Origin of the sequence: Mesorhizobium sp. M7A.F.Ca.CA.003.01.2.1 (assembly GCF_003998945.1) — a bacterium.
Classification (GTDB): Bacteria; Pseudomonadota; Alphaproteobacteria; order Rhizobiales; family Rhizobiaceae; genus Mesorhizobium; species Mesorhizobium ciceri.
Window position 1 is genome coordinate 1 of sequence record NZ_RZRA01000030.1, and the last position, 13,842, is coordinate 13,842.

General features: G+C 63.5%; 13 protein-coding genes. 5 read left to right on the top strand and 8 right to left on the bottom strand.

What is annotated here, in order from left to right; translation table 11 throughout:
• From EN969_RS02890 to EN969_RS02910, 5 genes are all read right to left on the bottom strand, one after another.
• A partial coding sequence (locus tag EN969_RS02890) for a CoA transferase (RefSeq protein ID WP_164758133.1) occupies nucleotides 1-736 on the bottom strand: 736 nt, incomplete at its 3' end.
• A 35-nt stretch (nucleotides 737-771) separates the two neighbouring features.
• A complete protein-coding gene (locus EN969_RS02895; RefSeq protein ID WP_013528135.1) occupies nucleotides 772-1,803 on the bottom strand; it encodes a dipeptide ABC transporter ATP-binding protein in 1,032 nt (343 codons plus the stop codon).
• Complete coding sequence (locus EN969_RS02900; protein WP_082826631.1) at nucleotides 1,800-2,876, bottom strand: ABC transporter ATP-binding protein; 1,077 nt, start codon at nucleotides 2,874-2,876, stop codon at nucleotides 1,800-1,802. Before EN969_RS02900 ends, EN969_RS02895 begins: the two co-directional genes overlap by 4 nt.
• Before the next feature lie 3 nt (nucleotides 2,877-2,879).
• Nucleotides 2,880-3,725 (bottom strand): ABC transporter permease, encoded by an 846-nt coding sequence (locus EN969_RS02905; RefSeq protein WP_024501859.1) that lies wholly within the window; start codon nucleotides 3,723-3,725, stop codon nucleotides 2,880-2,882.
• On the bottom strand, nucleotides 3,722-4,735 hold the full coding sequence (locus tag EN969_RS02910; protein ID WP_063169870.1) for an ABC transporter permease: 1,014 nt from the start codon (nucleotides 4,733-4,735) through the stop codon (nucleotides 3,722-3,724). Before EN969_RS02910 ends, EN969_RS02905 begins: the two co-directional genes overlap by 4 nt.
• 186 nt (nucleotides 4,736-4,921) lie before the next feature.
• Here EN969_RS02910 and EN969_RS02915 point away from each other — a divergent pair, with 186 nt between their 5' ends.
• From EN969_RS02915 to EN969_RS02930, 4 genes are all read left to right on the top strand, one after another.
• Entirely contained in the window at nucleotides 4,922-5,731 is an 810-nt protein-coding gene (locus EN969_RS02915) for an IclR family transcriptional regulator (protein ID WP_013528139.1), read from the top strand.
• A gap of 136 nt (nucleotides 5,732-5,867) precedes the next feature.
• On the top strand, nucleotides 5,868-6,620 hold the full coding sequence (locus EN969_RS02920) for an SDR family NAD(P)-dependent oxidoreductase (protein ID WP_013528140.1): 753 nt from the start codon (nucleotides 5,868-5,870) through the stop codon (nucleotides 6,618-6,620).
• Nucleotides 6,621-6,733: 113 nt separating this feature from the next.
• Nucleotides 6,734-8,113 (top strand): glucoamylase family protein, encoded by a 1,380-nt coding sequence (locus EN969_RS02925; protein ID WP_063169869.1) that lies wholly within the window; start codon nucleotides 6,734-6,736, stop codon nucleotides 8,111-8,113.
• A complete protein-coding gene (locus EN969_RS02930; protein ID WP_063169868.1) occupies nucleotides 8,103-9,635 on the top strand; it encodes a mercuric reductase in 1,533 nt (510 codons plus the stop codon). Before EN969_RS02925 ends, EN969_RS02930 begins: the two co-directional genes overlap by 11 nt.
• Nucleotides 9,636-9,820: 185 nt before the next feature.
• Here the strand turns inward: EN969_RS02930 and EN969_RS02940 are convergent, their stop codons facing one another.
• From EN969_RS02940 to EN969_RS02950, 3 genes are all read right to left on the bottom strand, one after another.
• Nucleotides 9,821-10,795, bottom strand: coding sequence for a hypothetical protein (locus EN969_RS02940; protein WP_063169867.1), 975 nt, complete (start codon nucleotides 10,793-10,795; stop codon nucleotides 9,821-9,823).
• A gap of 212 nt (nucleotides 10,796-11,007) precedes the next feature.
• Nucleotides 11,008-11,583: a DUF1349 domain-containing protein gene (locus EN969_RS02945; RefSeq protein ID WP_063170443.1), complete on the bottom strand. Its 576-nt coding sequence runs from the start codon at nucleotides 11,581-11,583 to the stop codon at nucleotides 11,008-11,010.
• Nucleotides 11,584-11,674: 91 nt separating this feature from the next.
• On the bottom strand, nucleotides 11,675-13,114 hold the full coding sequence (locus tag EN969_RS02950) for an aldehyde dehydrogenase family protein (RefSeq protein ID WP_013528145.1): 1,440 nt from the start codon (nucleotides 13,112-13,114) through the stop codon (nucleotides 11,675-11,677).
• A 269-nt stretch (nucleotides 13,115-13,383) separates the two neighbouring features.
• On the opposite strand from EN969_RS02950, the gene EN969_RS02955 reads away from it, so the two are divergent.
• A partial coding sequence (locus EN969_RS02955) for a TetR/AcrR family transcriptional regulator (protein ID WP_164758134.1) occupies nucleotides 13,384-13,842 on the top strand: 459 nt, incomplete at its 3' end.

A 13,842-nucleotide genomic window follows, 5' to 3' on the forward strand; every position in this document is an offset into this window, starting at 1 on the left:
CCGTCGGATGGGCATTGCCGTAGCGGGCGACCTCTTGGCCGGTGTTAAGGTAACCGCTGCCGACATTGATCAGCAGGCTGAGCGCGCAGTCGATCAGCGACAGGTCGAGGAACTGGCCCTTGCCGGTCGTCGCGCGCTCGTAAAGCGCCGCCAGGATCGACTGCGTGGCGACCATGCCGCAGACGATATCGGTGATGGCGACGCCGACACGCATCGGTTCGCCATTGCTCTCGCCGGTGATGGCCATGAGGCCGCTTTCGGCCTGCATGACGAAATCATAGCCGGGCCGTCCGGCATCGGGCCCGGTCTGGCCGTAGCCGGAGATCGAACAGTAGATCAGCCGCGGATTTGACGCGCTGAGCTCCTTGAAACCGACGCCGAGCCTATCGGCGGTACCTGAGCGGAAATTCTCGACGACGATGTCGGCCTTCGCCGCCAGCTCGCGCACGATCGCCAACCCCTGCGGGCTTTTCATGTCGAGCGCGATGCTCTGCTTGCCGCGATTGGCGCAGAGATAGTAGGTCGAGACACCCTTGTAGCTCGGCACCGACCACGCCCTGGTGTCGTCGCCGCCGTCGATGTTCTCGATCTTCCAGATCTCGGCGCCGAGATCGGCAAGGCTCATCGTTGCCCACGGCCCGGCCAGCACACGCGAGAGATCGAGAACCTTGATGCCTTCGAGCGGCAAGCGCGCGGGTTCTGCCGTACCGGCATTCGCGGAATGGTCCTCAGTCACGATCAAAATTCCTTCGGGTGAATTCGGCAGGCTACTCAGACAGCCCTGAAAGTGTTGACCGGCTCCGGGAAATGGCAGGCGACCCGATGCGAACCACCGGCCGGATCGAGCGGCGGTTCGACGGCAGCGCAGATCGCCTGCGCCTTGAAGCAGCGCGTGCGGAAGCGGCAGCCGGATGGCGGGTTGAGCGGGCTCGGCACATCGCCGCTCAGCACGATGCGCTCGCGCTTGCGCTCCTTCTCGGGATTGGCGAGCGGCACCGCCGACAGCAGCGCCTGGGTGTAGGGATGCAGCGCCCTCGAATAGAGTTCGGCCGCCGGCGCGATCTCGACGATCTTGCCGAGATACATCACCGCCACCTGATGCGAGATGTGGCGCACGACGGACAGATCATGCGCGATGAACAGATAGGAGGTGCCGAAGGATTGCTGGATGTCCTTGAGCAAATTGAGCACGCCGGCCTGCACCGAAACGTCGAGGGCCGAAACCGGCTCGTCGAGGATCACCACTTGCGGATTGAGTGCCAGCGCGCGGGCAATGACGACGCGCTGGCGCTGGCCGCCGGACAGTTCGTGCGGATAGCGCTTGCCATGCTCGGGATTGAGCCGCACCAGTTCGAGCAATTCGGCGACGCGCGCGCGGCGGTCGGTCGCCGACATGTCGCTCATGCGCAGCGGCTCGGCGATGTTGTCGGCAATGCGCATGCGCGGATGCAGCGACCCGTAGGGATCCTGGAAGACGAGCTGGATGTAGCGCCGCATCAGGCGCATGTCTTCGTGATTGAGCGCGAGCAGGTTCTGGCCACGGAACCAGCTTTCGCCGCTGGTCGGCTCGATCAGCCGCATCAGGCAGCGCCCGAGGGTCGACTTGCCGCAACCGGATTCACCGACCAGACCCAGCGTTTCGCCCGGTGCTACGTCGAACGAGACATCGGCGACCGCACGGACATGGGCAACGGCACGGTCGAAGACGAGGCCGCCGCGAACCGGAAAGTCCTTGACGAGATGGCGAACAGAAAGCGCAGCCGCCGGTTTGGTTTCCGCCTGGAGTTGCTCCGCTGCGCTCATGAGGCCACGTCTCCACTGTCCAGGCTCGCCGCCGCCAGCACAGCACTGTGGAAGGGCGGCAAGGTCGTCGCGAAATGACAGGCCGAGAACCGGCCGCCGACATCGTGCAAAGGCGGGTCCTCGGTCCGGCAGCGTGCCGCGGCATAAATGCAGCGCGGATGGAAGGCGCAGCCGCCCGGCAAGCGCCCAAGTGCGGGCGGCGAACCGTCGATCGAGAACAGCCGCTCGCGGCTTTCCTCGAGGTTGGGGATCGAGGCGATCAGGCCACGCGTGTAAGGATGGCGCGGATCGGCGAACAGCTCGGATACGCCTGCCTGTTCGACGACACGGCCGGAATAGACGACCGCGACGCGGTCGGCATGGCCGGCGACGACGCCGAGATCATGGGTGATCAGCACCAGGCCGAGGCCGAGCCGTTCCTGCAGCGAGCGCAGCACGGCCAGGATCTGTGCCTGCACCGTGACATCGAGCGCCGTGGTCGGTTCGTCGGCAATCAACAGGTCAGGATCGTTGGCGACGGCCATGGCGATCACCGCGCGTTGGCGCATGCCGCCGGAGAATTCATGCGGATACTGGTTGACCCGGCGCTCCGGCTGCGGGATCGCCACCAGATGGAGCAATTCGACCGCGCGCGTCATCGCCTGTTTGCGTGTCACGCGCTGATGCAGCCTGACCGCCTCGGCAATCTGGGCGCCGACGGTCATCACCGGATTGAGCGAGGACAGCGGGTCCTGAAAAATCATGGCGATGCGCGCGCCCCTGATCTTGCGCATCTCGCGCGCCGGTTTGCCGACCAGTTCGTCGCCGTTGAAGCGGACCGAGCCGGTGACCACCGCGTTCTTTGACGTGAGGCCGAGCGCGGCGAGCATGCCGACGGACTTGCCCGAGCCGGACTCACCGACAATGCCGACCACTTCGCCCTTGGCGACGTCGAGGTCGATCCCGCGAACCGCTTCGAACTGACTGCCGGCCTTGCGGAATCCGACCCGCAGACCGCGTATGGACAGCAGCGGCTCGCGCTCGCCCACCTTGTCGACTGCGCCCGGTGGCGCTGAGGAAATCTGTGCGCTCATCGCCTAGTCCGACCTTGGATCGAGAATGTCGCGCAAGCCGTCGCCTATGAAGTTAAAGCCGAGCACGATGGTGAGGATGGCGACGCCGGGACCGAAGGCGATCCACCATTGATAGAAATGAACGGCGCCATCGGAGATCATCGAGCCCCATTCGGGTGTCGGCGGCGTGGCGCCGAGGCCGATGAAGCTGAGCGACGCGGCAAGCAGCACGACCTGGCCGAGATCCATGGTTGCGCTGATCAGCACCGGGGTCCAGCAAAGCGGCAATATGTGCGTGAACAGCACGCGCCGCGGCCTGGCGCCGGCGGCGATTGCCGCCTCGACATGCTCGCGCTCCTTCACCTCCAATACCTGCGCCCGCATCAGCCGGGCGTAGACGGGCCACCAGACGAGCACCATGGCTATGGCGGCATTGCCGAGGCCTGGTCCGAGCGACGCCGCGACGGCCATGGCCAGCAGCATCGGCGGAAAGGACAGAGTGACGTCAACAAGCCGCATGATCGCCGCGCCGGTCAATCCGCCGACGAAGCCGGAAATGGCGCCGAGCAGCGAGCCTATGATCACTGCAGAGACGACGACCAGAACCGCGATCGGCAGCGAATGCGCGGCCCCGTGCAGAGTGCGGGCCAGCACATCGCGGCCGAGTGCGTCGGTACCCAGCCAATGCGCCCAGCTTGGCGCCTGAAGCCGGCGTGCGACCATTTCGAGCGGATCGAACTGCACGACCAGGTTGGCGAATACGGTCATGAACAGCCAGAACAGGATGACGACCGTGCCGATGACCAATGGCGCGGTCAGCCATTCGGGAACCGTCGAGGAGCGGGACTTGGTGACGACGACTGCCATCAGCTCAACCTCACGCGCGGATTGGCCACGACATAGAGTATGTCGGTGATAAGGTTGGTGACCAGGAAGGCGAGACCACCGACGATGGTGACGCCGATGATCGCCGGGAAGTCGAGCGCACGCGCTGCCTCCACGGCATAGGATCCCATGCCCGGCCAGGAGAAGATGGTTTCGGTCAGCACCGCGCCGGTGATCAGATAGGCGAAGGAATAGCCGATGACGGTCAGGGTCGGCACCATGGTGTTGCGCAGCGCATGGACGATGACGACGCGGAATTCGCTCGCCCCCTTGGCGCGCGCGGTGAGCACGAACTCGCGGCTCATCACATCAAGCATGTTGGCGCGCACCAGCCGCGATATGGTGCCCGAAACCGTCCAGCCGAGGACGAAGGCCGGCAGAAGCAGGTGCCAGAGCGCGTCCTTGAGGACGGTCCAGTCGCCAGCCAGAAGCGAATCGATGGTCAGGAAGCCGGTGATGCCGGGCGGCAATGCCAAGCGGGCATCGACCCTGCCCGGCCCCGGCAACCAGTTCAGCATGACGGAGAAGATGAACAACAGGCCGAGCCCCGACCAGAACACCGGCAGCGAAGAGCCGAACAAGGCGAACAGCCGCGCGCCATGGTCGATCAGGCTGTTGCGGAAATAGGCGGCCAGCACACCAAGCACGATGCCGAGCGTGGTGCCGAAGATCATCGCGGCGAAAACCAGTTCGAGCGTTGCCGGCAAGCGGTAGAGAATGTCGGTGCCGACATTGCGCTTGGTGATGAAAGAGGTGCCAAGATCGCCGCTCAGCAGATTACCAAGATATATCATATAGCGTTCCGGCAAAGGACGATCGAGACCCCAACGCGTCTTGGCGGCGGCCACCACTTCGGGGTTGCTCATCTGCTGTTCGGCGACAATCGCGGTCAGCGGATCCCCCTTGGTCACCGTGGTGATCAGGAAGGCGATGGTGACGATGCCGAGCACCAGAAACGGCATTGCGATAAGCCGGCGCAAAATATATCGAGACACGTGTCTACCTTCACAAGGAGGGAGTTTGTAAGATGGCACAAGGCGCTGGGACATGCCATCGACGGAAACATATTGACAGCCCGCGAAAGCCGCTGTCAATATAAATGGAATTTAATTTCATTTTTGATCGACAGTGCCGACGTCACCGGCCCGACAGGCGGACGACGACGCCAGAAAGACCTCAGCGTGCGCAAGCGAGCCACCAGGGACGAGACGGAGCTTGAAGGCGAAGGCGCACAGCTTTCGTCGTCGCTGGTGCGCGGGCTCGGCATCCTGCGCGCCTTTCGGCCGGGCGACGCCTCGCTCGGCAACCAGGACATCATTGCCCGCACCGGCCTGCCCAAAGCCACGGTGTCGCGCATCACCTATACGCTGAGCGCGCTCGGCTACCTCCTGTACGACAAGGATCTCGGCCGCTACAGCCTGGGGTCGGCTACCGTGGCGCTCGGCTATTCGGCGCTCAGTTCAAGCGCCGTCGTGCACGTCGCCCGGCCGCTGATGCAGCCGCTGGCCGATTTGACGGGGGCGGCGGTGGCGCTCGGCACGCGCGACAGCCTCAACATGGTGTATCTCGCCAATTGCCGGTCGGAGAGCCTTGTCACGCTGCGGCTCAACCCGGGCTCCTATCTGCCGATCTGGAAGACATCGATGGGGCTGGCCTATGCGGCGGCCCTTTCACCCGAGGAGCGCGTCAGCCTTGTACGGGCTTTGCAGGAGGCGGAGCCGGACAAGGCAGCGATGATCGCGGCGGCGATCGACGATGCGATCGCCCAATATGCACGCCAGGGCTATGTGACGTCGTTCGGCGCCTGGCACAGCTACATCCATGCAGTCGGCGTGCCGTTCCGCCCGCGTGACGGCTCGCCGCTGGTTGCCATCACCTGCGGCGGCATCGGCGAGATCATCACCGAGGACCGCGCGCATGCCGAGATCGGACCGGCGCTGGTGGCGATGGTGAAAGCACTGGGCGACCAACTCGAGGGAATTCCCGTGTAATCCCGGCACGGGATTGGCCCAGACGATCGGGCTGCATGCCGGCTTGAACTTGCCTGGTGGGGGCAGCACAGTCGCCGCCGATGGCATGGCGCTCGCGTTGTCAGTCCATCGGGTTCGGGTGACGGGGGGAGATCGGATGCCGATGAATTTTGCAGGACGGTTCAGCGACCGGGTGGCGGTCATCACCGGTGGCGCATCGGGCATTGGTCTGGCGGTGGCGCAGAGGATTGTCGAAGAAGGCGGACGGGTTTCGGTCTGGGATCGCGATCCCGCCCAGATCGAACAGGCCAAGGCCGTCATCCCCAGTCTTCACGGCATCGCTATCGACGTTGCCGATGCCGCAGGCGTGGAGCGCGCTGCCCGGTCAACGCTCGAAGCGCTTGGCGGTGTCGATATCCTGGTCACCAGCGCGGCGATCACCGGGCCGAACATGACGACCTGGAACTATTCGGCGGAAGATTGGCAGAAGGTCATCGACATCAACATCAACGGCGTCTTCTACTGCAACAAGGCGCTCGTGCCGCACATGCTCGAGCGCAACTATGGCCGCATCGTCAACATCGCCTCGATCGCCGGCAAGGAAGGCAATCCCAACGCCTCCGCCTACAGCACGTCCAAGGCCGCGGTGATCGGCCTGACCAAGTCGCTCGGCAAGGAACTGGCCAAGACCGGGGTGACGGTCAATTGCGTCACGCCGGCGGCCGTGCGCACCGCGATCTTCAAGCAGATGAGCCAGGAGCACATCGACTTCATGCTGTCCAAGATACCGATGGCGCGCTTTGGCGAGGTCGACGAGGTGGCGGCGCTGATCTGCTGGATCGCCTCGGAAGAGTGTTCGTTCACGACGGCCGCCGTGTTCGACGTTTCCGGCGGCCGCGCCACCTACTGAGGCAGAACGAATCTCAATTCCACGTGACGGTGCAACGGACGGAGCATGCGGGCGTATAGTTGGACGCCTCGAAGCGACAAGTCGCGACAAGGTAGCGGGAACCATGACACGGAATGCAGCCGTCAGGCGGGAGTTTGCTACTTTTGCTTAGAGCCGAATCTGCCGCACTGTCCGACGATGAGCTTCTGGACCGCTATCAGCGCGCCGCCTTCGATTATTTCCTCGATAACGTGAACCCCGAAAACGGACTGGTCGCGGACACATCGCGGCCGAATTCGCCGGCCAGCATCGCTGTCGTCGGCTTCGCGCTGTCCAGCTATCCGATCGGCGTCGAGCGCGGCTGGATGACGCGCGATGCCGCCGCGAAGCTGACGCTGGCCGCGCTGCGTTTCTTCTCGACCAGCCGGCAAGGCAATAGCGACGACGTCACCGGCCATAAGGGTTTTTACTACCACTTCCTCGATATGCGGACCGGCCTGCGCGTCTGGCGCTGCGAACTGTCGATGGTGGATACGGCGTTGCTGATATCAGGCATGCTGGTGGCGAGCGCTTATTTCTCCGGTGACGATGACGAGGAAGCCGAAATCCGCCAACTGGCCGAGGCGCTCTACCGGCGCGTCGACTGGCGGTGGGCACAAGGTTCAAGCCCGACCCTGCGGCAAGGCTGGAAGCCAAAGAGCGGCTTTCTGCACTATGGCTGGGAGGGCTACAACGAAGCGACGATCCTCTACGTGCTGTCGATGGCCTCGCCTGACAGTCCAACCTCGGATAACAGCTACGAGGGCTGGACGGCGACCTATCAGTGGGAAAACATCTACGGCTACGACGTGCTGTATGGCGGCCCATTGTTCATGCACCAGTTCTCGCATGCCTGGATCGATTTCGCCGGCATCCGCGACGCCTTCATGCGCGAGAAGAACTCGGACTATTTCGAAAACAGCCGCCGCTCGACCTATCTGCATCGCGACTATGCGCGCCACAACCCTTACGGCTATGACGGCTATGAAGAGAACCTTTGGGGACTTTCGGCGGGCGACGGGCCGGGCGGCTTCCGCACCAGCGTGGAGCGACAGCGCCGGCGGTTTTCCGGCTATGCCGCGCGCGGCGCTCCGTTCGGGCCCGATGACGGGACGATCGCCCCTTGGTCCTATCCGGCATCACTGCCTTTCGCGCCGGAGATCTGCCTGGCGGCGCTGCGCCATCTCGGTGATCGCTACCCCGAGGTGATCGACAATTTCCGGCTGCCGAGCGGCTTCAATCCGACATTGGCGAACCGGCGTAAATTCGGGAGGCACGGCTGGGTGTCGGAGGGCCACTATGGGCTGGATCAGGGTATCGTGGTGATGATGATCGAGAACCATCGGTCAGGGCTGATCTGGAAGCTGATGCGGTCCAATCAGCATATCCGTCGCGGCCTGCACAAGGCCGGATTCAATGGCGGCTGGCTGTCTCAGCCGGCAAGCCCGGCGTCAGGTGGCGGCAATGTCGCGTGACCGGACCAGGACCACCGCCTTCCCCGTCGACAGCAACGACATCAGTCTGATCGCGAGCGCCCATCCGCCGCACTGGAAGAACCCGCAGCCGGACGGTCCCTACAACCTCGTCGTCATCGGTGCCGGGCCGGCTGGGCTGACTGCCGCCTACGAAGCGGCCGGCCTCGGCGCAAAGGTCGCGCTCATCGAGCGCAATCTGATCGGCGGAACTTGCGTCAATGTCGGTTGCATCCCGTCCAAGTCGATCATCCGCACCGCAAGGCTTTATGCCGACATGCGCGATGCCGAGAATTTCGGCGGCGACATGCCGGACCGTCTTCACGTCGACTTTCCGCGCGCCATGACGCGGATGCGGCAGATCCGGCAGCGGATCAGCCGCGCGGATGCCGCCGATAGGCTGGTTTCCGAAGGCATCGACCTTTATTTCGGCGAAACGCTGTTTTCCGGACCGGACGCTGTCACGGTCGCCGGACAAACCTTGCGTTTCAGGAAGGCGCTGATCGCGACAGGCGCGCGCCCGAGGCTGCCGACGATTCCAGGCCTTGCCGAGGCCGGCTATCTCAGCAACGAGACCATGTTCGAGCTCACGGAGTGCCCGAAGCGGCTTCTGGTCATTGGCGGCGGACCGCTCGGCTGCGAGGCGGCGCAGGCCTTCTGCCTGCTCGGTGCCAAGGTCATCCTGGCGCAACGGGAACCGATGTTCCTGCCCGGCGAGGAACGCGACGCCGCCCAGATCCTTTCGGACGCGCTGGCGCGCGAAGGTGTCGAGGTTCGCCTCAACACCGAGGTGGTAGCGGTGCGAACGGAAGGCGGCAAGAAGCTCGCCGACCTGGTGTGCGACGACATCACGACAACGATTTCCGTCGACGAGATCATCACCGGCATCGGCCGATCGCCCAATGTCGACGGCCTCGACCTGGAAAACGCCGGGGTGGCATACGATGCCGACGGTATCAAGGTGGACGATTATCTCCGCACCACAAATCCGCACATCTATGCGGCGGGCGATGTCTGCCTCGCCTACAAATTCACCCACACCGCCGAGGCCACAGCTCGCATGGTCGTGCGCAATGCCCTGTTTCTCGGACGCAGGAAACTGAGCGAGCTGGTCATTCCGTGGTGCACCTACACCGATCCGGAGATCGCCCATGTCGGCCTCTATCCGGCGGAGGCGCGCCAGAACGGCATCCCGGTCAAGACTTATACGGTGCTGATGCACGATGTCGCCCGGGCGGTCATGGACGGCGAGGAGGAGGGTTTCGTCAAAATCCACGTCAGGGAAGGGTCCGACCGCATCCTGGGCGCCACGGTCGTCGCCAGCCATGCCGGTGAGATGATCAATGCGGTGTCGCTGGCCATCAAATCGGGCATGGGATTGCGTGCGCTGGCCGACGTCATCCATCCCTTCCCGACGCAGGCGCTAGGCATAAAGATGGCCGGCGACACCTATCGGCGGACAAGGCTCACCTCATCATGGAAGCATCTGGCTGGCCGCTGGTTGGCGTGGTCCAGGCGATGGTGACATTCCGGCAGCCTGCCGCAGCTGGTGCATCGGACATTCGGCGACGATGCGGCGCTTGACGAAAGCCTCGTCGACCATCTCGGATATCCGCCAAACGTCGGTGCCATCCAGAGGTTAGCCGGCTCTATATTTCCGCGGATCCTGCGGGCCCTGCCGACCGCGACTCCAATTTCGTGGCTGCCCTGTCAGAGTGCGTGCAGAAGTTCTTGCCGAATGGGCTCGAGATAGGTTTGCGGATGCAAGCGTCCCCAAACATGGTCGCGCTCGGTCAGATGCTTAACCTGCTCTATCCAGCGCCTTGGCGCATCGGGGTCCCTGACCTCATGCCAGTCGTCGACGACAATGACCGGCAGACCCTGATAGAGCGGGTCGAGCGGCGAGGTCTTGGTGACGACGATGCAGCCGAGATAGAACAGCTCCCATGTCCTATGGCAGTCCAGGCCGTTGCCTTCGGTGGACAGGACAAGCGGGTATTGCGAGTACAGTTGCCAGATCGAGCGCTGCGAGACGCGTTTCGCCAGGAAATCGACATGCGGACATCCGCGCAGGACATCAAGCAGTTCCCGGCGCTGTCTCGAGCCATTGCTGATGCTGAAATCAGAGAACAGTCTGGGCGGGCGGCGGTCCACATGATCCTGCCGGGCGCGTATGATTTCCAGTTGCTTCACAAGCCCTTCCGGCGTGGCGAAGGACCGAGGCGTGTGAAGATCGAGCCCGATCGGGAAAGGCTTGACCCTGGGGTGAGTGCCGTCACAATTCTGGCTGTACCAGGAGACCAGGAAGGGGTTGGCGAGAAGCTGGTCGACGGTGCCCTTCGCCAGATCAGACGGCACCGAAGCATCGCCATCGGTCGTCAGCAGCGTGAACGGTGCCGTGATCGTCGGCAACACGATCCTGACGAACGTGTCGAGATCACAGGTTTGCGCATCCCTGGACAAGGTGCTCAGACGCAGCCAGACGATGCCATGTGCGCCGCTGTAATGCTGGCGGAAAAATGCCTCGCTCTGTGTCGATGCGGTTGACGCGTTGCGATACCAGCGCGGCCCGGCGAAATCGCAGAAATGTCCGATCCCCTGCGACCACAGCACGGGCGGAACGCCAAGAAATCTCAGCGCCCTGGAATAGACGGCTCTTTTGACTGCCCTTCGCAACCTGCCCATGGGCAACTCCTAGCGCGGATGCCAATACCGTTGCAACGTGCTGCCCGACATATTCGCCTTGAGCGGAACAAAGGCCAAAAGTTTCCCCGCAATACCCCTTCCGGCTCCGGAGAACCCAACTTACGACAGGCGCAGCCGCCGGCGAGGCTCGATCTACAGACTTGATTATGACAAAGGTCGAAGGGCTTGCGGTCGGCGCAAGGCCGCACGTCTCAATCGTGCAATTCCCGCGATATCGGCGGCCCCACCGAAAAGCCGGAGAATGTGACCTCGAAGCCCTCGCGTTGCGGCGAACAGCACATCATGCCGACATCGACCGTCCTGGAGATCGGAAAGTAGGCGAGCCGCACAGGCTTCCAGTGGCCGTCGGAAGCATCGAGATACTGGACACGGATCGTTTCGGCGTGACGGGTCAGCCGGATCCTGACGCCGCCCGGACCGGCATGAATGGCGACCAGCGACCAGTCTGACGTGTCGTTGGTGACCACGACGGAGAAATAGGCAAGGCCGTCGGTGTACTCGATACCGGCCTTGATCCAATGGGTTTCGCTGAGCCGGACCATCAGCCCCGCCTGATCATAAAGCACCTCGTAGTCGCCTTTGACGGTGACCTCGGCGGTGAAATCGCCTTCGACGGGCCGGTGCAGGAAGTGGCCATTGTCGCGCCAGAAACCGTAGAAGGTCTCGCGCCAGAAATCGGTCTCCTTGCCGGTGCGCACACGAACGCTGTCGCCGTCGATAGAATGGTGCGGCGGCGGGTTAAGCCAGGTCAGGTCCTGCACTGTCATCCTTCGCGCCGCTCCAATCCAGATGTGCATGGCGGGGTTGCCGGCGTGGTCGGCAGTGACCGATCAGCCCGGCTGATCGGTCGACGGCTGATCAGCCCGCGAATGTGTAGGCCGTCTTCACCGTGGTGTAGAACTCCGCCGCATAGTGGCCCTGCTCGCGCGGCCCATAGCTCGAACCCTTGCGGCCGCCGAAGGGAACATGGAAATCGACACCCGCCGTCGGCAGGTTGACCATCACCATGCCGGCCTCCGAATTGCGCTTGAAGTGCGTGGCATGCTTGAGGCTCGAAGTGCAGATGCCGGAGGTCAAGCCAAAGGGCGTGTCATTGGCGACGGAAAGCGCCTCGTCATAGTCCTTGACGCGAATGACGCTGGCGACAGGCCCGAAAATCTCCTCGCGCGAACTGCGCATGGCGTTGGTCGCCTCGGTCAGCAACGCCGGCTGCAGGTAGAAGCCCGGCGTCTTGCGGTCGAGCCGCTCGCCACCGAAGGCGAGCGTGGCACCTTCCCTGACGCCGATGGCGATATAGTCCTCGTCCTGCTTCAGCTGCGTCGCGTCGACGACAGGACCGATCTGGGTCTGCGCGTCGAGCGCATCGCCGATGACCAGTTTGCTCATGCGATCCTTGAGGGCGTCGACGAAGCGGTCGTGAATGCCGTCAGCCACAATCAGCCTGGACGAGGCGGTGCAACGCTGGCCGGTCGAGAAGAAGGCACCATTGAGCGCGCAATCGACGGCGATCGCGAGGTCGGCATCGTCGAGCACGACCAGCGGGTTCTTGCCGCCCATTTCAAGCTGGAACTTGCGCATGTGTTCGATGCTTGCCGCAGCGACGCGCTTGCCGGTGCCGACCGAGCCGGTGAAGCTGATGGCGTTGACATCGGGACTGTCGAGCATCGCCTGACCGACGACCGAGCCCTTGCCCATGACGAGATTGAGCACGCCCTTCGGCAGGCCGGCGCGATGCAGGATGTCGACGATGGTCCAGGCGCTCTCGGGAACCAGTTCCGCAGGCTTGAAGACGACGGTGTTGCCGTGTGTCAGCGCCGGGGCGATCTTCCAGGCCGGAATAGCGATCGGAAAATTCCACGGCGTGATGATGCCGACCACGCCGACCGCCTCGCGCGTCATCTCGACGCCGACGCCCGGCCGCACGCTCGGCACGACCTCTCCGGTCAAACGCAACGTTTCGCCGGCAAAGAAGTCGAATATCTGGGCGGCGCGAATTGTCTCGCCGATGCCTTCGGCCAGCGTCTTGCCTTCCTCTCGCGCCAGATTGCGGCCGATCTCGTCCTTGCGCGCCAGAATCTCGTCGGAGGCCTTTTTCAACACCGCGTGACGCGCCAGCGGACCGGAGCGGGACCAAGCCGGGAACGCTGCCTTGGCCGCAGCGATCGCCTGCTGGGCCTGTTCGACACCCGCCGAGGCATAGTCGCCGACGACGTCGCCGGTATCCGAGGGGTTGATGTTGCGCGAACCGGCATCGCCGACCCACTCGCCATCGATGAGGTTCTTTCGAAACAGCGTCATATCGTATGTTCCTGCTTGTTGGCCGCGCGGGCATCTGTCTGAACTGGTATTTGCCAGACAATTGCCTCGCGGGAAAGCAAACAGTGAACCGCCAGCCGCGACAAAAATCCCCGTGCCTGCGCCGCGCGGATGGCGGGCGACGACGATTCCCCATCGAGCCTCGATGCAGCCAACCTCCATCGTGCATCAATCCGCTTGGGCCGATTCATCCTGTACACTTATGTCCATAGCCTTGATTTGCCTGAGGCAGCATGTCATGCGTCGTGTCGATGGCAGCTCTCGAAACGACGATTCAGCGCGCCGGCGCCACCGGCAACATCAAGGCCACTCGCGAAGACTGGCTGAAGCTTGCGCTTGAAACGTTGATCTCTGACGGAGTCGAACGCGTCCGCGTGCTGACGCTTGGCCAGAAGCTCGATGTGTCGCGCTCCAGCTTCTACTGGTATTTCAAGAGCCGGCAGGATCTGCTCGATCAGTTGCTGGACTACTGGCGGCAGACGAATACCAAATTCATCGTGGAACGCGCCAGGCGGCCTTCCGCCACCGTCATACGCGGGGTGATGAGCATTTTCGAATGCTGGGTGGACGAAAGGCTGTTCGACCCCCAGCTGGATTTCGCGATCAGGGCCTGGGCCCGTCGCTCGCCCGCCATCAGGCGCGCCTTAGACGAGGCCGACGAGGAGCGTGTCAACGCCATACGCGACATGTTCATGCGTCACGGCTACGAC

Excerpts from the sequence above, each read along its gene's own strand:
- EN969_RS02900 (WP_082826631.1), bottom strand. The coding sequence starts at position 2,876 with ATGAGCGCACAGATTTCCTCAGCGCCACCGGGCGCAGTCGACAAGGTG.
- EN969_RS02925 (WP_063169869.1), top strand. The coding sequence starts at position 6,734 with ATGCAGCCGTCAGGCGGGAGTTTGCTACTTTTGCTTAGAGCCGAATCT.
- EN969_RS02930 (WP_063169868.1), top strand. The coding sequence starts at position 8,103 with ATGTCGCGTGACCGGACCAGGACCACCGCCTTCCCCGTCGACAGCAAC.
- EN969_RS02940 (WP_063169867.1), bottom strand. The coding sequence starts at position 10,795 with ATGGGCAGGTTGCGAAGGGCAGTCAAAAGAGCCGTCTATTCCAGGGCG.
- EN969_RS02895 (WP_013528135.1), bottom strand. The coding sequence starts at position 1,803 with ATGAGCGCAGCGGAGCAACTCCAGGCGGAAACCAAACCGGCGGCTGCG.
- EN969_RS02945 (WP_063170443.1), bottom strand. The coding sequence starts at position 11,583 with ATGACAGTGCAGGACCTGACCTGGCTTAACCCGCCGCCGCACCATTCT.
- EN969_RS02950 (WP_013528145.1), bottom strand. The coding sequence starts at position 13,114 with ATGACGCTGTTTCGAAAGAACCTCATCGATGGCGAGTGGGTCGGCGAT.
- EN969_RS02920 (WP_013528140.1), top strand. The coding sequence starts at position 5,868 with ATGCCGATGAATTTTGCAGGACGGTTCAGCGACCGGGTGGCGGTCATC.